This window comes from Streptomyces sp. TLI_105, assembly GCF_900105415.1.
Classification (GTDB): Bacteria; Actinomycetota; Actinomycetes; order Streptomycetales; family Streptomycetaceae; genus Streptomyces.
The window spans coordinates 4,871,655-4,891,999 of sequence record NZ_FNSM01000001.1; the positions used below are offsets into that span (position 1 = coordinate 4,871,655).

At 73.1% G+C, this 20,345-nt stretch carries 17 protein-coding genes; 15 read left to right on the forward strand and 2 right to left on the reverse strand.

From position 1 onward, the window contains the following. Positions 1 to 24 precede the first annotated feature (24 nt). The 4 genes from BLW86_RS22360 to BLW86_RS22375 all read left to right on the forward strand — a co-directional run bounded on the left by BLW86_RS22360 (position 25) and on the right by BLW86_RS22375 (position 4,184). The gene (locus BLW86_RS22360) at positions 25 to 894 is read left to right on the forward strand and encodes a TatD family hydrolase (RefSeq protein ID WP_093875683.1); all 870 of its coding nucleotides are present in this window, start codon (positions 25 to 27) and stop codon (positions 892 to 894) included. Positions 895 to 966: 72 nt separating this feature from the next. Continuing rightward, on the forward strand, positions 967 to 2,271 hold the full coding sequence (locus tag BLW86_RS22365; RefSeq protein ID WP_305632556.1) for a resuscitation-promoting factor: 1,305 nt from the start codon (positions 967 to 969) through the stop codon (positions 2,269 to 2,271). A gap of 129 nt (positions 2,272 to 2,400) precedes the next feature. Continuing rightward, on the forward strand, positions 2,401 to 3,285 hold the full coding sequence (gene rsmA, locus BLW86_RS22370) for a 16S rRNA (adenine(1518)-N(6)/adenine(1519)-N(6))-dimethyltransferase RsmA (RefSeq protein WP_093875685.1): 885 nt from the start codon (positions 2,401 to 2,403) through the stop codon (positions 3,283 to 3,285). Next, positions 3,282 to 4,184, forward strand: a complete 903-nt coding sequence (locus tag BLW86_RS22375; RefSeq protein WP_093875686.1) for a 4-(cytidine 5'-diphospho)-2-C-methyl-D-erythritol kinase — start codon at positions 3,282 to 3,284, stop codon at positions 4,182 to 4,184. Before rsmA ends, BLW86_RS22375 begins: the two co-directional genes overlap by 4 nt. Before the next feature lie 83 nt (positions 4,185 to 4,267). Here BLW86_RS22375 and BLW86_RS22380 read toward each other — a convergent pair whose 3' ends face one another. Next, on the reverse strand, positions 4,268 to 5,245 hold the full coding sequence (locus tag BLW86_RS22380; RefSeq protein ID WP_093875687.1) for an SMP-30/gluconolactonase/LRE family protein: 978 nt from the start codon (positions 5,243 to 5,245) through the stop codon (positions 4,268 to 4,270). Between the two features lie 265 nt (positions 5,246 to 5,510). Here BLW86_RS22380 and BLW86_RS22385 point away from each other — a divergent pair, with 265 nt between their 5' ends. From BLW86_RS22385 to BLW86_RS22435, 11 genes are all read left to right on the forward strand, one after another. Beyond that, positions 5,511 to 6,803: an acyltransferase family protein gene (locus tag BLW86_RS22385; protein ID WP_093875688.1), complete on the forward strand. Its 1,293-nt coding sequence runs from the start codon at positions 5,511 to 5,513 to the stop codon at positions 6,801 to 6,803. Positions 6,804 to 6,876: 73 nt separating this feature from the next. Next, positions 6,877 to 8,682 (forward strand): ABC-F family ATP-binding cassette domain-containing protein, encoded by a 1,806-nt coding sequence (locus BLW86_RS22390; protein WP_093875689.1) that lies wholly within the window; start codon positions 6,877 to 6,879, stop codon positions 8,680 to 8,682. A gap of 139 nt (positions 8,683 to 8,821) precedes the next feature. Beyond that, positions 8,822 to 10,690, forward strand: coding sequence for an outer membrane protein assembly factor BamB family protein (locus BLW86_RS22395; protein ID WP_093875690.1), 1,869 nt, complete (start codon positions 8,822 to 8,824; stop codon positions 10,688 to 10,690). A gap of 13 nt (positions 10,691 to 10,703) precedes the next feature. Beyond that, the gene (locus tag BLW86_RS22400) at positions 10,704 to 12,557 is read left to right on the forward strand and encodes an outer membrane protein assembly factor BamB family protein (protein WP_093875691.1); all 1,854 of its coding nucleotides are present in this window, start codon (positions 10,704 to 10,706) and stop codon (positions 12,555 to 12,557) included. Positions 12,558 to 12,693: 136 nt separating this feature from the next. Continuing rightward, positions 12,694 to 13,269: an IS607 family transposase gene (locus BLW86_RS22405; protein WP_093875692.1), complete on the forward strand. Its 576-nt coding sequence runs from the start codon at positions 12,694 to 12,696 to the stop codon at positions 13,267 to 13,269. Further along, a complete protein-coding gene (gene tnpB / locus BLW86_RS22410; protein WP_093875693.1) occupies positions 13,266 to 14,714 on the forward strand; it encodes an IS607 family element RNA-guided endonuclease TnpB in 1,449 nt (482 codons plus the stop codon). Before BLW86_RS22405 ends, tnpB begins: the two co-directional genes overlap by 4 nt. A 132-nt stretch (positions 14,715 to 14,846) precedes the next feature. Then, positions 14,847 to 15,530, forward strand: coding sequence for a response regulator transcription factor (locus BLW86_RS22415; RefSeq protein ID WP_093878807.1), 684 nt, complete (start codon positions 14,847 to 14,849; stop codon positions 15,528 to 15,530). A gap of 133 nt (positions 15,531 to 15,663) precedes the next feature. Further along, entirely contained in the window at positions 15,664 to 16,707 is a 1,044-nt protein-coding gene (galT, locus tag BLW86_RS22420; protein WP_093878808.1) for a galactose-1-phosphate uridylyltransferase, read from the forward strand. Beyond that, on the forward strand, positions 16,704 to 17,699 hold the full coding sequence (galE, locus tag BLW86_RS22425) for a UDP-glucose 4-epimerase GalE (RefSeq protein ID WP_093875694.1): 996 nt from the start codon (positions 16,704 to 16,706) through the stop codon (positions 17,697 to 17,699). The genes galT and galE overlap by 4 nt, the downstream gene beginning before the upstream one ends. Next, on the forward strand, positions 17,696 to 18,835 hold the full coding sequence (galK, locus tag BLW86_RS22430; RefSeq protein ID WP_093875695.1) for a galactokinase: 1,140 nt from the start codon (positions 17,696 to 17,698) through the stop codon (positions 18,833 to 18,835). The genes galE and galK overlap by 4 nt, the downstream gene beginning before the upstream one ends. Positions 18,836 to 19,078: 243 nt before the next feature. Beyond that, positions 19,079 to 19,861 (forward strand): response regulator transcription factor, encoded by a 783-nt coding sequence (locus BLW86_RS22435; protein WP_093875696.1) that lies wholly within the window; start codon positions 19,079 to 19,081, stop codon positions 19,859 to 19,861. Here the strand turns inward: BLW86_RS22435 and BLW86_RS22440 are convergent. Beyond that, positions 19,820 to 20,317 carry a MarR family winged helix-turn-helix transcriptional regulator gene (locus BLW86_RS22440; protein ID WP_017241145.1) on the reverse strand — a complete coding sequence of 166 codons (498 nt, stop codon included), beginning with the start codon at positions 20,315 to 20,317 and terminating at the stop codon, positions 19,820 to 19,822. The two genes, BLW86_RS22435 and BLW86_RS22440, sit on opposite strands and share 42 nt — an antisense overlap. Positions 20,318 to 20,345: the final 28 nt, after the last annotated feature.

A 20,345-nucleotide genomic window follows, 5' to 3' on the forward strand; every position in this document is an offset into this window, starting at 1 on the left:
CGTGGTCCTCGTACGATCGGGACCATGAGTGCCAAGGACGCCCCGCCGCCGCTGCCCGAGCCCCTCCTCGTGGAGGTCGCGGACTCGCACACCCACATGGACCTGCAGTCCGGGACCGTCGAGGAGGCCCTGATCAAGGCCGCCGCCGTCGGCGTGACCACGGTCGTCCAGGTCGGCTGCGACGTGAAGGGCTCGCAGTGGGCCGCCGAGACGGCCGCCGCCCACGAGAACGTGCACGCGGCCGTCGCGCTGCACCCCAACGAGGCCCCCAGGATCGTCCTCGGCGATCCCGACGGCTGGTCGCGCCAGGGCGCCCGTCAGGGCGGCGGCGACGCCGCCCTCGACGACGCGCTCACCGAGATCGACCGGCTCGCCGCACTGCCGCACGTCCGCGGGGTCGGCGAGACCGGCCTCGACTTCTTCCGCACCGGACCCGAGGGCATCGCCGCGCAGGAGCGTTCCTTCCGCGCCCACATCGAGATCGCCAAGCGGCACGGCAAGGCCCTCGTCATCCACGACCGGGAGGCCCACGCCGACGTGCTCCGCGTCCTGGACGAGGAGGGCGCCCCCGAGCGGACCGTCTTCCACTGCTACTCCGGCGACGCGGAGATGGCCGAGATCTGCGCCGCCAAGGGCTACTACATGTCCTTCGCCGGCAACGTCACCTTCAAGAACGCCCAGCCGCTGCGGGACGCCCTCGCGATCGCCCCGCTGGAGCTGGTCCTCGTCGAGACCGACGCCCCCTTCCTCACCCCCGCGCCCTTCCGGGGCCGCCCGAACGCCCCGTACCTGATCCCGGTCACCGTGCGGGCCATGGCGGAGGTCCGCGGCATCGGGGAGAACGAGCTGGCCGAGGCGATCGCCGTGAACACGGCCCGCGCCTTCGATTACTGATGCATAACAGTTACGTGCAGTAGTCGGGTCGTCGTGGAGCGTGACCGGGGTCGGGGCTAGGGTCCCGGCCTCGTGAGCACTTCCCAGGGCAGTCACCGAGCCGGACGGCGGGCGGCGGGCACCACCCTGCCCCTGCACGAGCAGCCGACGATGGCGGCGCCCCTCGTCGTCCCCGCCTCCCCCGCGCCCGGCCCCGCCCCCGGCACCGTCCCCGGGCAGGGCTCCCGGGCCGGAGCCCGCCGCGCCTCCCGCCGCCGCAAGGCCCCCGGGGGCGCCGGGACCGCCGCGGAAGGGCTGCGGAGGCTCGTCCCGCAGGCCCTCGTCGTCGCCTTCCTGGCAGGCGGCACCAGCGCCTTCGTCGCCGACGACAAGGCCGTCGAGCTCACCGTCGACGGCGTCCCGCGCACCCTCCACACCTTCGCCGACGACGTCGCCGAGCTCCTCGCCGACGAGGGCGTCGCCGTCGGCGAGCACGACATCGTCGCCCCCGGCCCCACCGAGGCCCTGGCCGACGGCGACGACATCGTCGTCCGGTACGGGCGGCCGGTCTCCCTCACCGTCGACGGACACCGCCACCGGGTGTGGACGACCGCCGGGACCGTCGAGGGGGCGCTGCGCCAGCTCGGGGTCCGCGCGGAGGGCGCCTACCTCTCGGTCTCCCGCGGCGCCGTGATCTCCCGCCAGGGCCTCGCCCTCGACGTCCGCACCGAGCGGGCCGTCACCTTCCTGGCCGACGGGCGCGAGCGGACCGTCCGCACGAACGCCGCCACCGTCCGGGAGGCCCTCGCCGAGGCCGGGATCACGCTCTCCGGACAGGACACCACCTCCGTGCCGGCCGGCTCCTTCCCCCGCGACGGCCAGACCGTGAACGTGCTGCGCATCACCGGCTCCCGGCAGGTGCGGGAGGAGTCCGTCCCGTACGCCGTCGAGCAGGTCCGCGACCCCGTGCTCTTCGCCGGCACCGAGGTCGTCGAACGGCAGGGCGCCCCGGGCGTCCGCCGCGTCACGTACAGCCTGCGCACGGTCAACGGCGTCAAGGAACGGCCCCGCAGGACCGGCGAGGAGATCGTCCGCGAACCCGTCAGCCGCAAGGTCCGGATCGGCACCCGGCCGCTGCCCACCTCCGTCGCCGGCGCCGACGGCCTCGACTGGGGCGCGCTCGCCGCCTGCGAGTCCGGCGGCCGCCCGAACGCGGTCGACCCCTCGGGGACGTACGGCGGGCTCTACCAGTTCGACCCCGGCACCTGGCACGCCCTCGGAGGCACCGGCACCGCCCAGAACGCGCCCGCCGCCGAGCAGACGTTCCGCGCGAAGAAGCTGTACGTGCAGCGGGGCGCGAGCCCCTGGCCCCACTGCGGACGCCGGCTGTACCGGTGAGCCGGGGGCCGGGCGGGGCCGTACCGGTGAGCCCGGGGCCGGACCGGTGAGCCGTGGGCCGGCCGCACCGGGCGGGGCCGGACCGGTGAGCCGTAGGTCGGCCCTACCGGGGCCCCGTAGGCTGTACCGGTGAGCACCACCACCGGCCCCGAAAGCCCCGACGCCCTCCTCGGCCCCGCCGACATCCGTGAGCTGGCCGCCGCCCTCGGCGTGCGCCCCACGAAGCAGAAGGGCCAGAACTTCGTCATCGACGCCAACACCGTCCGGCGGATCGTCCGCACGGCCGGGGTGCGGCCCGAGGACGTGGTCGTGGAGGTGGGCCCCGGGCTCGGCTCCCTCACCCTGGCCCTCCTGGAGGCCGCCGACCGCGTGACGGCCGTCGAGATCGACGACGTGCTCGCCGCCGCGCTGCCCGCGACGATCGCCGCCCGGATGCCCGCCCGCGCGGACCGCTTCGCGCTCGTCCACTCCGACGCGATGCACGTCGAGGAGCTCCCGGGCCCGCCGCCCACCGCGCTCGTCGCGAACCTGCCGTACAACGTGGCCGTGCCCGTCCTGCTCCACATGCTGGAGCGGTTCCCGACCATCGAGCGGACCCTCGTCATGGTCCAGGCCGAGGTCGCCGACCGGCTCGCAGCCAAGCCGGGGAACAAGGTGTACGGGGTCCCCTCCGTCAAGGCCAACTGGTACGCGGAGGTCAAGCGCGCCGGCGCCATCGGCCGCAACGTCTTCTGGCCCGCGCCGAACGTCGACTCCGGCCTCGTCTCCCTCGTCCGCCGCACCGAACCCCTCCCGACCACCGCGAGCCGCCGGGAGGTCTTCGCGGCCGTCGACGCGGCCTTCGCACAGCGCCGCAAGACCCTGCGCGCGGCCCTCGCGACCTGGGCGGGCTCGCCCGCGGCCGCGGAGGAGGCCCTGGTGAAGGCCGGGATCTCGCCGCAGGCGCGGGGCGAGTCGCTGACGGTGGAGGAGTTCGCGCGGATCGCGGAGAACAAGCCGGAGGCGACGGCATGAGCGGCGTGACCGTACGGGTTCCCGCCAAGGTCAACGTGCAGCTCGCCGTCGGCGCGGCCCGCCCCGACGGCTTCCACGACCTGGCGAACGTCTTCCTCGCCGTCTCCCTGTACGACGAGGTGACCGCCACCCCCGCCGACGGACTGACGGTCACCTGCGAGGGCCCGGACGCCGACAAGGTGCCGCTGGACCGCACCAACCTGGCCGCGCGCGCCGCCGAGCTCCTCGCCGCCCGGCACGGCATCGCCCCCGACGTGCACCTGCACATCGAGAAGGACATCCCCGTCGCCGGCGGCATGGCCGGCGGCAGCGCGGACGGCGCGGGCGCGCTGCTCGCGTGCGACGCGCTCTGGGGGCTGGACACGCCCCGTGACGTGCTCCTGGAGATCTGCGCGGAACTCGGCTCCGACGTGCCGTTCAGCCTCGTCGGCGGGGCGGCGCTCGGCACCGGGCGCGGCGAGAAGCTGACGGAGCTGCCGGTCGGCGGCACCTTCCACTGGGTGTTCGCCGTCGCCGACGGCGGGCTCTCGACCCCGGTGGTGTTCGGCGAGTTCGACCGCCTCGCCGAGGGCGTCGACATTCCCGAGCCGGCCGCGTCGCCGGCCCTCCTGGAGGCCCTGGCGACCGGCGACACCACCGCTCTCGCCGCGACCCTCGCCAACGACCTCCAGGCCCCGGCGCTCTCCCTGCGCCCCTCGCTCGCCGCGACCCTGAGGGCCGGCACGGACGCGGGCGCCCTCGCGGCCCTGGTCTCCGGCTCGGGCCCGACGACGGCGTTCCTGGTGAAGGACCAGGAGGCGGCGACCGCGGTCGCCGCCGCCCTCACCGCCTCGGGCACCTGCCGCACGGCCCGCGTGGCGACGTCACCGGCACCGGGCGCGGTCGTTCTGCCCGCCTGACACCTTCACGCCGGCCGGCGCCTCCCGCTCGCCTGGCGCGGGTGGAGGGAACGGCGGCGCCGGGCCTTGTCATGGCCGGCCGGTCAGAGCTTGTTCCTGGAGACGCGGGCCAGGAGGAGGTTCGGGTCCTTCTTGTTCGCGGGGGCGAAGTAGGACGCGCTGGGCACGTAGACGGTCTTGGCGCGGATCGCCACCGAGGTCGGGTTGGACAGGCCGCCCGTGGCGGTGAGGACGGTCTTGTGGGTGCCGTCGGGGCGGACGAGTTCGAGCTTGTTCTCCGTGACCCGCGCGGCCAGGACCGTGTCGCCGTGCCCGGTGAAGGCGAAGTCGTCGATCCCGGTGAGCCCGGTCGCCCTGGTCTGGATCGGGCCCGCGGACCGGTTCCTCTTGATCGGGATGCGGAGCAGGGTGCTGTGGGCGGAGTTGGACACCCAGACGGCGCCGTCGTGGAGCTTCAGGCCGTTGGCGCCGTAGGGGAGCTCCTCGGTCGGCTGGAGGGCGTCTCCGGTGGCCCAGACCCTCGCCTCCACCTCTTCGTCCCCGTCCGGCACCGGCGCGCTCCACACGACGCCGCGCGCCGAGTCGGCGGCGTACAGGGTCTCGCACCTCTCGTCGAGGGCGAGGCCGTTGGGGAAGCCGTCGACGGGCACCTTCACGATCCGCCGGGGCGCGCTGCCGTCGGGGCGGACGCGCCAGATGCCGTTCTCGTCCTCGGTGCCGGTGACGTAGTTGACGTACAGGGTGCCGTCATGGGCGCGGGCGATGCCCGTGACGAGGGACGACGGCGGGTCGGTCACCGTGGGGAGGGTCGCGACCTCCACCGGCCCGGACCCGTTCCTGCCGACCCGCACCACCTTGTGGGCGAGGGAGAAGGTCAGGAGGGCGGAGCCGTCGGGCTCCAGGGCGATGTTCTCCGGGGTCTCTCCGTCGGTGAACTTGAAGTGGGCGACGACGCGGGGGTCGGACACGGTCGGGTCGCCGGCCGACGCCGGGCCGGCGGCGAGCAGGGTGAGGGCCGCGGTGGCGACGGCGACGGCGGCCAGACGGGGGTGTCTCGACATGGGCTTCTCCTCGTGGGGGACGCGGGTGACCTGAGGAGAGGCTGGCGGTTCGCCGGCCGGAGAGCGCGGCAGCCGTGGCCGGGAGGTCGCCCACGTGGCCGACGCCATGGGGCCGGTTGGCAGCGCGGCGCCGCTCCCGCACGGGACGACGGCCGGCGTCCGGCGGCCCTCTCGTACCGTACGCCCGCCCGGCCGTCCGTACTCAGCCGGTGGTTGAGTATCCGCGCCCTGACGGCCGGCCCGGGTGCCGCGGGACCGTACCCGCATGGGAATCAGCGCGCGTGAACTCGCCGCCGCCACGCCGGCGACGCGGGACCGGTACGTCGATCTGCTCCGGGTCGCCTCGCTCGCGGTCGTCGTCCTCGGCCACTGGCTGATGGCGGCCGTCACCGCCGACGGGCAGGTCGGGAACCTGCTCGCCGTCGTGCCGGAGCTCCAGGTGGTGACCTGGGCGTTCCAGGTGATGCCGGTGTTCTTCTTCGTCGGCGGCTTCTCGCACGCCCTCGCCCACCGCTCCCGCCCCCGGTACGCGGCCTTCCTGCGGGCCCGGCTCCAGCGGCTGCTGCGGCCGACGATGGTGTTCGTCGGGGTGTGGGGCGCGGCCGCGCTGGTGCTCCAGCTGTCCGGCGCCGACGGAGGGCTCACCGGGGTCGCGCTGCGGCTCGTCACGCAGCCGCTGTGGTTCATCGGGATCTACCTCGCGATGGTGGCCTTCACGCCGCCGCTGATGCGGCTGCACGAGCGGTGGGGCTGGGGCGCGTTCGGCGCGCTCGCCGGCGGCGCGGTCGCGGTGGACGTGCTGCGGTTCGCGGCGGACGTCCCCTTCGTCGAGTTCCTGAACTTCGCCTTCGTGTGGCTCGCCGTCCACCAGCTCGGCTTCCTCCGCGCCGACGGCATGATCCGCCGCCCGGCCCCGCTCGCCGCCGCGGGCCTCGTCGGCGCGACCGCGCTGGTCGCCCTCGGGCCGTACCCGCTGTCGATGGTGGGAATGCCGGGGGAGAAGGTGTCGAACATGGCCCCGCCGACCCTCGCCCTGCTCTGCCACGGGCTGTGGCTGGTCGGCGCGGTCGAGCTGCTGAGGGGCCCGGGGGCGCGGCTCGTCGCCCGCGCCGGGGTGTGGCGGACGGTGGTCGCCGCCAACGGGATCGCGATGACGGCCTTCCTGTGGCACCTGACGGCCATGCTCGGCGTGTACGGGGCGCTGCTCGGTCTCGGCGTGGAGCTCCCGGCCCCCGCCTCGGCCGCCTGGTGGGCGCAGGTCCCGCTCCGCTTCGTGGCGGCGGCCGTGCTCACGGCCCTGCTCGTCGCCGTCTTCCGCCGCTTCGAGGCCCCGGTCCCGGCCGCCCCGGCGACCGGCGCGGGCGGCCCCCTCGCCGCCCTCGGCATCACCCTCGCCCTCTTCGGCGTCCTGGGCCTGTCCCTGACGGGCTTCGGCGGGCTCCTCGACGGCCACGCGGCGACGCTGATCGCCGTCCCGGTCACGGCCCCGGCGGCCGTCGGCCTGGCCCTGGCGGGCTGGCTGCTCGTGGAGCGGGCCGGGCGGGGCTCCGGGGCCTGACGGCGGGCGCCCGGGGCGGTGCGCGCGGCGACGTACCCTTGGACGTCGATCGATCCCCCGTACAGGAGTCAACGTGGCCGTCAACCTGGTCAATGTCGAGGCAGTCAGCAAGGTGTACGGCACCCGTGCCCTGCTCGACGGGGTCTCGCTCGGCGTCTCCGAGGGGGACCGGATCGGGGTCGTCGGACGCAACGGCGACGGCAAGACCACCCTCATCCGGATGCTCGCCAAGCTGGAGGAGGCCGACACCGGCCGCGTCACCCACAGCGGAGGGCTCCGCCTCGGGGTGCTCACCCAGCACGACTCCCTCGACCCGAAGGCCACCATCCGGCACGAGGTCATCGGCGTCATGGCCGACCACGAGTGGGCGGGCAGCGCCAAGATCCGCGACGTGCTCACCGGGCTCTTCGGCGGGCTCGACCTGCCCGGCTTCGAGCAGGGCCTCGACACGGTCATCGGCCCGCTCTCCGGCGGCGAGCGGCGGCGCATCGCGCTCGCCAGGCTCCTCATCGAGGACCAGGACCTGATCGTCCTCGACGAGCCCACCAACCACCTCGACGTCGAGGGCATCGCCTGGCTCGCCAAGCACCTCCAGGAGCGCCGCTCGGCGCTCGTCTGCGTCACCCACGACCGCTGGTTCCTCGACCAGGTCTGCACCCGCATGTGGGACGTGCAGCGCGGTGACGTGCACGAGTACGAGGGCGGCTACTCCGACTACGTCTTCGCCCGCGCCGAGCGCGAGCGGATCGCGGCCACGGAGGAGACCAAGCGGCAGAACCTGATGCGCAAGGAGCTGGCCTGGCTGCGGCGCGGCGCCCCCGCCCGCACCTCCAAGCCGCGCTACCGCATCGAGGCCGCGAACGAGCTGATCGCCGACGTGCCGCCGCCGCGCGACACCAGCGAGCTGATGAAGTTCGCCAACGCCCGCCTCGGCAAGACGGTCTTCGACCTGGAGGACGTGAGCATCACCGCCGGGCCCAAGGAGCTGCTCAAGCACCTCACCTGGCAGCTCGGCCCCGGCGACCGCATCGGCCTCGTCGGCGTCAACGGCGCGGGCAAGACCTCACTCCTGCGGGCGCTCGCCGAGGCGGCCGTCAGCCAGGGCGAGAAGCAGCCGGCCGCCGGCAGGATCGTCGTCGGCAAGACCGTCCGGCTCGCCTACCTCTCGCAGGACGTCACCGAACTCCCCGCCGCGCTGCGCGTCCTGGAGGCCGTCCAGCAGATCCGCGACCGGGTCGACCTCGGCAAGGGCCGCGAGATGACGGCCGGACAGCTCTGCGAGCAGTTCGGCTTCTCCAAGGAGAAGCAGTGGACGCCGGTCGGCGACCTCTCCGGTGGCGAGCGCCGCCGCCTGCAGCTGCTGCGCCTGCTGATGGACGAGCCGAACGTCCTCTTCCTCGACGAGCCCACCAACGACCTCGACATCGAGACCCTGACGCAGCTGGAGGACCTCCTCGACGGCTGGCCGGGCTCCATGATCGTCATCTCCCACGACCGGTTCTTCATCGAGCGCACCACGGACCGGACGTTCGCGCTGCTCGGCGACCGGACCCTGCGGATGCTGCCGCGCGGCATCGACGAGTACCTGGAGCGGCGCCGGAAGATGATCGAGGCGTCGGTCCCGGCGCCCGCCGCCGCGCCCGCGCAGCAGAAGCCGGGCGTCTCCGCCGCGGACGCCCGCGCGGCCAAGAAGGAGCTGCAGAAGGTCGAGCGTCAGCTCGACAAGCTCTCCGACAAGGAGGCGAAGCTGCACGCCCAGATCGCCGACAACGCCACCGATTTCGAGAAGGTGGCGAAGCTGGACGCGGAGCTCCGGGAACTCGCGGGGGAGCGGGAGGAATTGGAGATGCGCTGGCTCGAGCTGGCCGAGGACGCGTAGCCGCACTTCGCATCCGCGACGCATAACGAGGGCATCACAGGCCGGTCCTCCCTTGGGTACAAGGGGCGGACCGGTCGCTTTTGCGCCATCGCGTGAGTGGTAGAAAGAAAACCCGCTCACTTCTAGGGGGAAACCGCTGATGACCCAGCCGCCCAGCAACCAGCCGCCGGGGGGCTTCGGAGCCCCTCAGGACCCGAACCAGGGGCCGGGCCAGGGCATGCCGCCCGTGCCGCCGGTCCCGCCGCAGGCCCCGCCCGCCCCGCAGACCCCGCCGCCGGCCGCGCCGGGACCGTACGGACAGCCGACGCAGCCCGGGTACGGGTACCCGCAGCAGCCGGGACAGGCTCCGCAGCAGCCGGGACAGGCCCCGCAGCCCGGCCCCTACGGCCAGCCCGGTCCTTACGGGCAGCCGGCGCCGCAGCCGTACGGCTACCCGCAGCAGGGCCAGCCCGGCCAGGCGCCGCAGCCCGGTCCGTACGGCCAGCAGCAGAGCCCTTACGGCGGCTACCCGACCCAGCCCATGTACCAGGGCGCCCCCACCCCGCCCCAGGGCCCCGGTGGCGGCGGTCCGTTCAAGGGCCGGACCGGTGTCGTCGCGGGCGTGGCCGCCGCGGCCGTCCTGGTCGCCGCCGTCACGACCTGGGCCGTCGTCGGCGGGGACGACGAGAAGGACCCGGTCGCGCAGCCCACCGCCACGGCCAGCTCCTCCGGCGCCCCCAAGCCCACCGAGTCGGTGGACCAGGGCGACGGCACGGGCGACGGCGGCAACGACGACGAGGACCTCAACGCGGGCCGTCAGGCCGGCGAGGCGAAGGTCAACTGGCTGCTGAAGAACGACGTCGACCTGCCCCGCAACGGCTCCGACGCCTTCGGCCCGTGGATCGTCGGCGACACCGTCGTCAAGGCGATGTACAAGGGCGTCGACGGCTACAACCTGGGCGACGGCAAGCGTAAGTGGCACGTCGACCTGCCGTTCGAGCTGTGCGCGGTCCCGCCGGAGCCCGCCGCCGACGGCTCCATGGTGTTCGGCTACGCCGAGAGCGCCAAGGACGGCGCCAAGTGCACCCAGCTCCAGAAGGTCGACCTCAAGACGGGTAAGCCCGGCTGGAAGAAGGCCGTCCCGAAGGCCACGGGCCTCTTCGCCTTCTCCGACAACACCCTGGCCATCAGCGGCAACACGGTCACCGCCGCCGGTTCCAGCAGCGCGTACGGCTTCTCGCTCGCCGACGGCCACCAGCTCTTCAAGAGCCCCGACAGCGGCTGCAAGCCCTTCGCCTACGCGGGCGGCAGCAAGCTGATCGCCGCCATGGACTGCCCGTCGGGCAGCACCACCAAGAAGCTCCAGGCGGTCGGCCAGGTCGACCCCAACACCGGCAAGCCCAAGTTCACCTTCCAGCTGCAGGCGAACTGGGAGGTCGACAAGGTCTACTCGGTCGACCCGCTGGTCGTCTCGGCCACCCAGCGCGACGAGAAGAAGTGGTCCATCTTCGCGCTCGACGCCAACGGCAAGCTGCGCTCGCAGATCCAGGGCGGCAACGACAAGTTCGCGCCCTCGTGCGGCGGCAGCTTCGTCATCTTCGGCAAGAACCTCTCGGGCTGCACGGGTGTCGCGGCCGACGCGAACACCTTCTACATGTCCACCGACGCCGGATACGGCAAGACGAACGAGGTCGTCGCCTTCGACCTGAAGAACGGCAAGGCCAAGTGGCGCGCCAAGGCGCCCGAGGGCCGGTCGATGACCCCGCTGCGCATGGAGGGCGGGCAGGTCCTGGTGTACGTGGACCCCACGTACGACAAGGGCGGCGCCGTCGCCACCATCGCCCCGACCGGTGGCGCGCCGAAGATCCTGCTCCAGCACCCGGCCTCGACCGCCGAGATCGAGAGCAACTTCTTCGACGCGAGCTTCGCCTACGGCAGCGGCGCCTTCGTGGTGGCGAGCGGGCGTGTGTCGGCGTCCAACGACAAGGACGAGATGCAGGTCAAGACGATGATGGCCTTCAGCAAGTGAGGTACACGGACCGATGACGCAGCCACCCCCGCCGCCGCCGAACCAACCCCCGGACCCGCAGGGCGGCTTCGGCGCCCCGACGCCCCCGCAGCAGCAGCCGGGCTACGGCTACCCGCAGCAGCCGCCGGCCCAGCCGGACCCGGGCTACGGCTATCCGCAGCAGCCGTCGGCCCAGCCGGACCCGGGCTACGGCTACCCGCAGCAGCAGCCTCCGGCGTACGGCTATCCCACCGCGCCGCAGCAGCAGCCGCAGCAGCCCCCGCAGTATGGCGGCTACCCGCAGCAGCCGCAGCAGCCGGGCCAGCCCCCGTACGGCTACCCGACCCAGCCGCAGCAGGCGTACGGCGGCTACCAGCAGCCCGTCGCGGCCCCGGCCCCGGGAGGCGGCAAGAAGCTGTCGGCGCAGCTCCAGATCGTCATCGCGGCGGCCGTCGCCGTGGTCCTGATCATCGGCGTCGGCATCTGGTACGCCAACTCCGGCAGCGGTGACGGGGGCAACGAGGCGAAGGGCACGGGCGGCACCTCGCAGGGCTCTGCCACGGGCGGCGACACCGGCGGCAAGGGTCTCGGCGGCGGCGGCAAGGAGAAGCCGCCGACCGACACGAAGGCGAAGATGGCCTTCCAGATCGGGCAGCCGAAGGTCCAGGACGTCACCGACGTCTCCGGCTCCTGGATCACCGACAAGGCGTTCGTGAAGCCGGGCGTGAACTCGCTCGTGGGCTACGACCTGGACAAGGGCACCGTCCTGTGGACGCTGCCGCTGACCGGCCAGGTCTGCGGCGCCTCGCGGCACGTCACCGCGGACAACAAGGCGCCGATCCTGTTCGAGGCCACCAAGCGGGTCGCGCCGCGCTACTACCAGCCGTGCACCGAGGTCGGCGTGGTCGACCTGAACACCGGCAAGCTGCTGTGGTCGACCTCGGTCACCGGCGGCAGCGCCGGCGACCAGAAGGTGCGGTTCAGCGAGGTCACGCTCAGCGGGGCGACCGTCGCGGCCGGCGGCACCGACGGCGGCGCCGCCTTCGACCTCGCCAACGGCAACCCGCGCTGGAAGCCGCAGGCCAACGACCAGAACTGCTACGACATGGGGTACGGCGGCGGGGAGGGCCTCGTCGCGGTCCGCAAGTGCGGGCAGTACGACAGCCCGAAGGTGCTGATCCAGAACCTCAACCCGATGACGGGCGCCCCGATCTCGCAGTACCAGATGCCGACCGGCGCGAAGTACGCCTCGGTCGTCTCCACCAAGCCGCTGGTCGTCGCGTCCGACATCGGCGACAGTGCCGGTGACGGCAGCGGCATCTCGGACTTCTTCTCGATCGACGAGAAGACCGGGAAGCTGAAGGCGAAGATCACGGCGGACGCGGACCAGTACGCGGCCCGCTGCCGCGCGACCGAGGTCGAGTCCTGCACCCAGGCGCTCGTCGGCAACGGCCGGCTGTACGTGCCGACCGAGGAGCACGAGGGCAGCACCGGCGACTACGGCTCCGAGACCAACGAGATCATCGCCTTCGACCTGGCCACCGGGCGCACGGTGCCGGAGAAGGCCGACGCGGGCGACAAGTTCACCTTCGTCCCGCTGCGGATGGACGGCGGCAACCTCATCGCCTACAAGGCACCGCCCTACGACCAGGGCGGCCGGATCGTCTCGGTCGACGGCGGCACGATGAAGGAGACGCTGCTCCTGGAGAACCCGGCGAACAAGTCGATCCACAACGTCGAGAGCAGCTTCAGCCTGAACGGCGCCGAACTCCTCTACCGGGACGGCCGGTTCTTCATCTCGGAGACGCTGATCAGCAAGCCCCGGGAGTCGACCTCGCCCAACGACATCAAGGAGTACCTGATCGCCTCCTTCTCCGCCGGGCACTGACGACCCGCCAGACGGCCGTGGGCCCCTCCGGTGATCCGGGGGGGCCCACGCGCATGTCGGCGGCCGGGGCGGGGTGAACAACAGTCGCATTTTTCATCAGTAGTTATCTGCCTTCATCAGTCTTTATCGTGATTACGTGAAGCTTTCCGAGTGGGCGGCGCGCAACGGCGTGCATTACCAGACCGCGTGGACCTGGGCGAAAGAGGGCCGTATGCCGGTCCCTGTCGTGCAGACGCCGTCCGGTATGTGGCTGGTCGAGGAGTCCGCTCCCCAGGTCGTTGGGCGGACGGTGGCGTACTGCCGCGTCTCGTCCGGCGGCCAGAAGGCGGATCTCGACCGGCAGGTCTCCCGTGTCGTGCAGGGAGCCAACGGGCTGGGGCTGGCCGTTGCCGAGGTGGTTACCGAGGTTGGGTCCGGACTGAACGGGAAGCGGCGGAAGCTGCACCGTGTCCTGTCGGACCCGACCCTTGCCGTCATCGTCGTGGAGCATCGCGACCGGCTGGCCCGCTTCGGTGTCGAGCATCTGGGATCCGCGTTGTCGGCTTCCGGCCGGCGCCTGGTGGTGCTCGATCCGCGGGAGACAACCAGCGACCTGGTCCAAGACATCACCGAAGTCCTCACCTCGATGTGTGCCCGGCTGTACGGGCAGCGGGCGGCGAAGAATCGGGCCGCACGTGCGATGGCCGCTGTGACCGGCGAGGACGCCGGGTGAAGAAGTTTCAGGCGCAGCCCGGTTCCGTGGTGCAGGCACACCGTTTCGCGCTGGACCCGAACGCCGGTCAGAGCGCGGCGCTCAGGTCGCACTGCGGGGCGGCGCGTGCCGCCTACAACTGGGCGGTGGGCTGGGTCGAGGCGTCGTGGTGGCAGCGCAGGGTCGAGGAGTCCTACGGCATTGCCGAGGACGAACTCACGCCGTGGCGGCCGTGGTCGCTCCCGGCGCTGCGCAAGGAGTTCAACAAGGCCAAGCAGGCCGACCCCCGGTTCTCCGGCTGGTGGACGGAGAACTCCAAGGAGGCGTACAACACCGGCCTCGCGAACGCTGCCGCCGCGTTCGACAACTACGCCAAGTCCAAGCAGGGCAAGCGCAAGGGCAAGCGGGTCGGGATGCCCCGCCGGAAGTCCAAGCACCGCGCCCGGCTTGCGTGTCGGTTCACCACCGGCACCATCCGTGTCGAGGACGGCCGCAGGCATGTGACGCTGCCCAGGCTTGGGGCGATCCGCACCCACGAATCCACCCGCAAACTCCAGCGACGCGTGGCCAACGGAACGGCCCGCATCCTGTCTGCCACTATCCGGTATGAGCGCGGACGCTGGTTCGTGTCGTTCCAGGTCGAGGTCAAGCGGGAGATCGAACGCGTGACCCGGCCCGGTGTGACCGTGGGCGTGGACCTCGGCGTGAAGGTCCTTGCGGTGATGGCCGACTCCCTCGGCGAGATCAGGTACATCCCCAACCCGGAGCACTACGACACCGCGCTCAAGGTCCTCAAGCGCCTCTCGCGTCGCGTCTCGCGCCGGCAAGGACCCGACCGCCGCACCGGTCAGAAGCCGTCCAAACGCTGGATCAAGGCCAACGCCGAGCGTAACCAGGTCCACCACCGGGTGGCGAACCTGCGGGCCGATGCGCTGCACAAGCTCACCACCGGCATCACGGCCGAGTACGGCACGGTGGTGGTGGAAGACCTCAACGTCGCCGGCATGCTCCGCAACCGCCGCCTGGCCCGCAAGATCGCCGATGCCGGGTTCGGGGAGATCCGGCGCCAGATCACGTACAAGACCAGACGGAACGGCTGCCGAACGGTGGTCGCCAGCCGCTGGTATCCCTCTTCCAAGACCTGCTCGGACTGCGGCGCGGTGAAAGCCAAACTGCCGCTGCACGTCCGGGTCTTCGACTGCGATGCTTGCCCCCTGGTCATAGATCGGGACGAGAACGCAGCCAGGAACCTCGCCGCTCTCGCGGCGGCCTGCATGACTGGTACCGGAGTGGCCGGAGACCAGGGCGCGCAAGCGCCGAAACCTCGTGGAGCCGACCAGAAGACCCGCACCACCCGCCTCGACCTTACGGCCGGGGCGGGGCGGGCAGGTGGCACAAAACTCCCGCACCAGCGGGTGACGGAAGCGAGAGACCGTACTCAAACCGAAGCCCTCATGCTTTGGTGAAGTGACGGACCTTCCGGGCCGTAATGCCCGGATTGCCGAGATTCCCTGAGGATCGAAGCAACGGGAGCGTGTAGCTTGCCGGGTCAGGCCGTCGGGGCGTCCGGCCGGCCAGGAGGAGGGGGGATGACCGGGATGGGCGTACGCCTCGTGGTGGTGGACGACCACCGCCTGCTCGCGGAGGCGCTCGCCTCGGCGCTGAAGCTGCGCGGGCACCGGGTGCTCGCGGCGGCCGCGCCGGTGGCGGGGGCCGCGGAGCTGGTGGTGGGCCGGGCGCCGGAGGTCTGCCTCCTGGGCACGGCGACGCCGGACGCGCCGGGGACCTTCGACCCGGTCGTACGGATCAAGCGGGAGCGGCCGCAGGTGGCCGTCGTGGTGCTCGGTCCGGTGCCGTCGCCGCGCGGGATCGCGGCGGCGTTCGCGGCCGGGGCCTCGGGGTACGTCCGCCACGACGAGCGCATCGAGGGCGTCGAGCGCGCTCTGGTGAAGGCGAGGGCGGGGGAGCCGGCGGTGGCGCCGCAGCTGCTCCAGGGGGCCTTCGCGGAGCTGCTGCACCCCTCGGCGCAGCCGGACGACGAGGCGCAGCGGCTGCTCCGGCTGCTCACACAGCGGGAGGTGGAGGTCCTGGTGCGGGTCGCGGAGGGCGAGGGCACCCGGCTGATCGCGGCGGGGATGGGGATCGCGCCGAGCACGGCGCGGACGCATGTGCAGCGGGTCCTGATGAAGCTGGGGGTCGGTTCGCGTCTCGAGGCGGCGGCGCTCGCGGCGCGCACGGGGCTGCTCGACCGGGCGGTGCCGGCGCCTCGGGGTTCCTTCTGAGGGTTTCTCCCGTACCCCCTTCGGGGTGACATCGGCGGGCCCCGGTGCGCGGGGTCCGCTTCGCCATTGACGGAGATGTTTGAATGTGATTCTTTGTGCGTGGTTATGTTTGATCCCGTCGGAGGGCACCCCCGTGAAGAAGACCGTCACCACGCTCGCCGACGGGCGTGAGCTGATCTACTACGACACGCGCGACGACACCGTCCGCACCGCCGTCGACCCCCGCCCCCTCACCCCCGTCGTCTCCCGCTCCGAGATCCGCCACGACGAGCTGACCGGCGACCCCGTCGCCATCGCCTCGCACCGGCAGGCCCGCACCTACCAGCCGCCGGCCGACGCCTGCCCGCTCTGCCCCGCCAAGGACGGCCGCGAGAGCGAGATCCCCGAGGAGAGCTACGAGGTGGCGGTCTTCGAGAACCGCTTCCCCTCCCTCTCCGGCGGCGTCGGCCGCTGCGAGGTCGTCTGCTTCACCGACGACCACACGGACTCCTTCGCCGACCTCACCGAGGAGCGGGCCCGGCTCGTCCTCGACGCCTGGACCGACCGCACCGCCGAACTCTCCGCCCTGCCCGGCGTCGAGCAGGTCTACTGCTTCGAGAACCGGGGCCAGGAGATCGGCGTCACCCTGCCCCACGCGCACGGCCAGATCTACGCCTTCCCGTACGTCACGCCCCGGACGGCCGCCATGCGCCGCCGCGTGGACGAGCACCGCGCGGCGACCGGCCGGAACCTCTTCGACGACCTCGTCGCCCGGGAGCGGGCCGACGGCGAGCGGGTGGTCCTGGAGACCGAGCACTGGATCGCCTTCGTGCCGTACGCCGCCCACTGGCCGTACGAGGTCCACCTCCACCCCAGGCGCCGGGTGCCCGACCTGCTCGCCCTCGACGAGGGGGCCCGCACAGAGTTCGCACAGGTCTACCTGGAACTCTTGAGGCGCTTCGACCGGATCTTCGGCCCGGACGAGCCGCCGACGCCCTACATCGCCGCCTGGCACCAGGCGCCCTTCACGGACGAGCGGCGGGAGGACTTCGGACTGCACCTGGAGCTTTTCACCGTTCGACGGGCCTCCGGCAAGCTGAAGTTCCTGGCGGGCACCGAGTCCGGCATGGGCGCGTTCATGAACGACGTGAGGCCGGAGGACGCGGCCCGACGACTCCGAGAGGTGGCGAGCAAGTGACCACGGCAGCGAAGAAGTACCTGGTGACCGGAGGTGCCGGGTACGTGGGCAGCGTGGTCGCCGCCCACCTCCTGGAGCGGGGCCACCGGGTCGCCGTCCTCGACGACCTCTCCACCGGCTTCGCCGAAGCCGTCCCGGCGGGCGCCGAGTTCATCGAGGGCCGCGTCCAGGACGCCGCGAGGTGGCTCGACGGCTCCTACGACGGCGTCCTGCACTTCGCCGCGTTCTCCCAGGTCGGCGAGTCCGTCGTCAGGCCCGAGAAGTACTGGGAGAACAACGTCGGCGGCACCATGGTCCTGCTCGCCGCCATGCGGTCGGCCGGCGTCCGCAAGCTGGTCTTCTCCTCCACCGCCGCCGCCTACGGCGAGCCGGAGACCGTGCCGATCACCGAGACCGCGCCCACCGCGCCCACCAGCCCGTACGGGGCGAGCAAGCTGGCCGTCGACCACATGATCGGCGGGGAGTGCGCCGCCCACGGCCTGGCCGCCGTCTCGCTGCGGTACTTCAACGTCGCCGGGGCGCACGGCGCGCTCGGCGAGCGCCACGAGCCCGAGTCCCACCTGATCCCGCTCGTCCTCCAGGTCGCCCTCGGCCGGCGCGAGGCGATCTCCGTGTACGGCGAGGACTACCCGACCCCGGACGGCACCTGCGTCCGCGACTACATCCACGTCGCCGACCTCGCCGAGGCCCACCTCCTCGCCCTCGACGCCATGACGGCGGACACCGTCCCGGCCGGCGAGCACCTGATCTGCAACCTGGGCAACGGCAACGGCTTCTCCGTCCGCGAGGTCGTCGAGACCGTCCGCAAGGTCACCGGCCACCCGATCCCGGAGATCACCGCCCCGCGCCGCCCCGGCGACCCCGCCGTCCTGGTCGCCTCCGCCGAGGCCGCCCGCGAGCGGCTCGGCTGGACGCCGTCCCGCCCGGACCTCGCGGACGTCGTCGCCGACGCCTGGGCCTTCGCCCGCCTCCGCGAGGAGGAGGGCGCGTGAGCCTCGCCGCCGACTTCGAGGCCCTGTACGGCGCCGCGCCCGACGGCCTCTGGGCCGCCCCGGGGCGGGTCAACCTCATCGGGGAGTACACCGACTTCAACGACGGCTTCGTGCTGCCGCTCGCGCTCCCGCACACCACCGTCGCCGCCGTCTCCCGCCGCGACGACGGCGTCCTGCGCCTGCACTCCGCCGACATCGACGGCGGGATCGTCCAGCTGGACGTGGAGGCCCTGGAGCCGCTCTCCGGCGGCGGCTGGGCGGCCTACCCGGCCGGTGTGGTCTGGGCGCTGCGGGAGGCCGGGCACCCGGTCGCCGGGGCCGACGTCCACCTCACCTCGACCGTGCCGACCGGCGCCGGGCTGTCCTCCTCGGCGGCCCTGGAGGTCGTCACCGCGCTCGCCCTGAACGACCTGTTCGGGCTCGGGCTCTCCCGCCCCGAGCTCGCCCGGCTCGCCCAGCGCGCCGAGAACGCCTTCGTCGGCGTGCCCTGCGGGGTCATGGACCAGATGGCCTCCGCCTGCGCCGAGGAGGGGCACGCCCTCCATCTGGACACCCGGGACCTCTCGTACCGTCAGGTCCCCTTCGACCTGGCGCGGGAGGGGCTCCGGCTGCTCGTCGTCGACACCCGCGTGAAGCACGCGCTCGGAGACGGCGCGTACGCCGAGCGGCGCGCCGGGTGCGAAGCGGGTGCGCGGGCGCTCGGCGTGCGCACCCTGCGCGAAGTGAGCGCCGCGCATCTGCCCGCAGCGCTCGCACGGCTGGCCGACGAGACGATCCGGCGGTACGTGCGGCACGTCGTCTCCGACAACGCCCGCGTGGAGCGGACCATCGCGCTGCTCGACGCCGGCGCCCCCCGCGCGGTCGGCGCGGTCCTCACCGAGGGCCACGCCTCCCTCCGGGACGATCTGCGGGTCTCCTGCCCGGAGCTGGACCTCGTCGTCGAGGCGGCGAACGCGGCCGGGGCGCTCGGTGCCCGGATGACCGGCGGCGGCTTCGGCGGCTCCGCCGTCGTCCTCGTGGAGGCCGGCCGGTCGGAGGAGGTGTCCGCCGCCGTCGGGAAGGCCTTCGCCGGGGCGGGGTACGCGGCGCCGGGGATCTTCCCGGCCGTCCCCTCGGCGGGCGCGCGCCGCCTCTGAGCGCCTCCCCCGAACCACCGCTCGCGATCACACGACTTCGGACAGTTCCGCGAATCGGCCCCCATCACGGCGCCCCGCCCCTACTCTGAGGGGCAGCGCCGGTGGGGGCCGGTGCTGTTCAGGGGGCGAGACCCGTCGGGTACGGCGCCAGGAGCTGGGGTAGCAGTCAACGCACGGCGGCGGCCGTGTCCTTGACGGACCCGCCTCCGGCGCCGTACCCGCGTCGGTCCGTTCCTCGACACTATGGGAGTGTCCGTGGCACGCATCCGCGTCCTGGTGGTGGACGACCACCGCATCTTCGCCGAATCACTGGCCGCCGCCCTCGCGGCGGAGCCCGATGTCGACGTCGCCGCCGCCGGCAGCGGCCCGGCGGCCCTGCGCTGCCTGGAGCGCGGCGCGGCGGAGGGCCGCCGGTTCGACGTGCTGCTCGTCGACGCCGAGCTGGGTGCGGGCCCCGCCGGAGCGGCCGTGGCCCGCCCGGTGCCCGACGACGCGGAGGGCGCCGTGGACGGGATCTCGCTGGTCACGGGCGTGCGACGGGCACAGCCCGCGCTCCGCACGGTCGTCCTCGCGGAGAAGGACGACCCGCGCCGGGCCGCGCTCGCGCTCCAGGCCGGGGCCTCCGGCTGGGTCGCGAAGGACTGCTCGCTGCAGCGGCTGCTCGCGGTGGTCCGGGGCGTGCTGCGGGACGAGACGCATCTGCCGCCCGCGCTGCTCACGGGTGTCCTGCGGGAGCTGACGGAGGCGCGCAGGCACCGGACGGACAGCGAGCGGCTGGTGGAGTCGCTGACCCCGCGCGAGCGGGAGGTGCTGCGCTGCATGGTCGCGGGCCTGGGCCGCAAGGCGGTCGCCGAGCGCCTCTTCCTCTCCCCGCACACCGTCCGGACGCACATGCAGAACGTGCTGGGGAAGCTGGGCGTGCACTCGACGCTCGCGGCGGTGGCGCTGGCCCGCCGGGCGGGCGTGGGCCCCGCGGAGCCGGTCCTACCCGGGGATGTTGTCGAACGGGGCGGTCAGCCGGCGTAGCAGTGCGGCCAGTTCGCCGCGCTGGGCGCGGGAGAGCTGGGCCAGGATGGCGCGCTCCTGGGCGAGGAGTCCGGCGAGCGCCTCGTCGGCGCGGTCGCGGCCCTCGGGGGTGAGCCGGACCAGGACCCCGCGCCGGTCGCTGGGGTCGGGGAGCCGCTCGACGAGGCCCTTCTTGGTGAGCCGGTCGATGCGGTTGGTCATGGTGCCCGAGGTGACCAGGGTCTGGGTGAGGAGCTGGCCGGGGGAGAGCTGGTAGGGAGCTCCGGCGCGGCGCAGGGAGGTGAGGACGTCGAACTCCCAGGGCTCCAGCTGGTGCTCGGAGAAGGCGAGCCGACGGGCGCGGTCGAGGTGGCGGGCGAGCCGCGAGACGCGGCTGAGCACCTCGAGTGGTTCCACGTCGAGGTCGGGGCGCTCGCGGCGCCATGCTGCGACCAGTCGGTCGACCTCGTCCTCCATGACGATCAGTGTAGAGGGTCTGTTGACA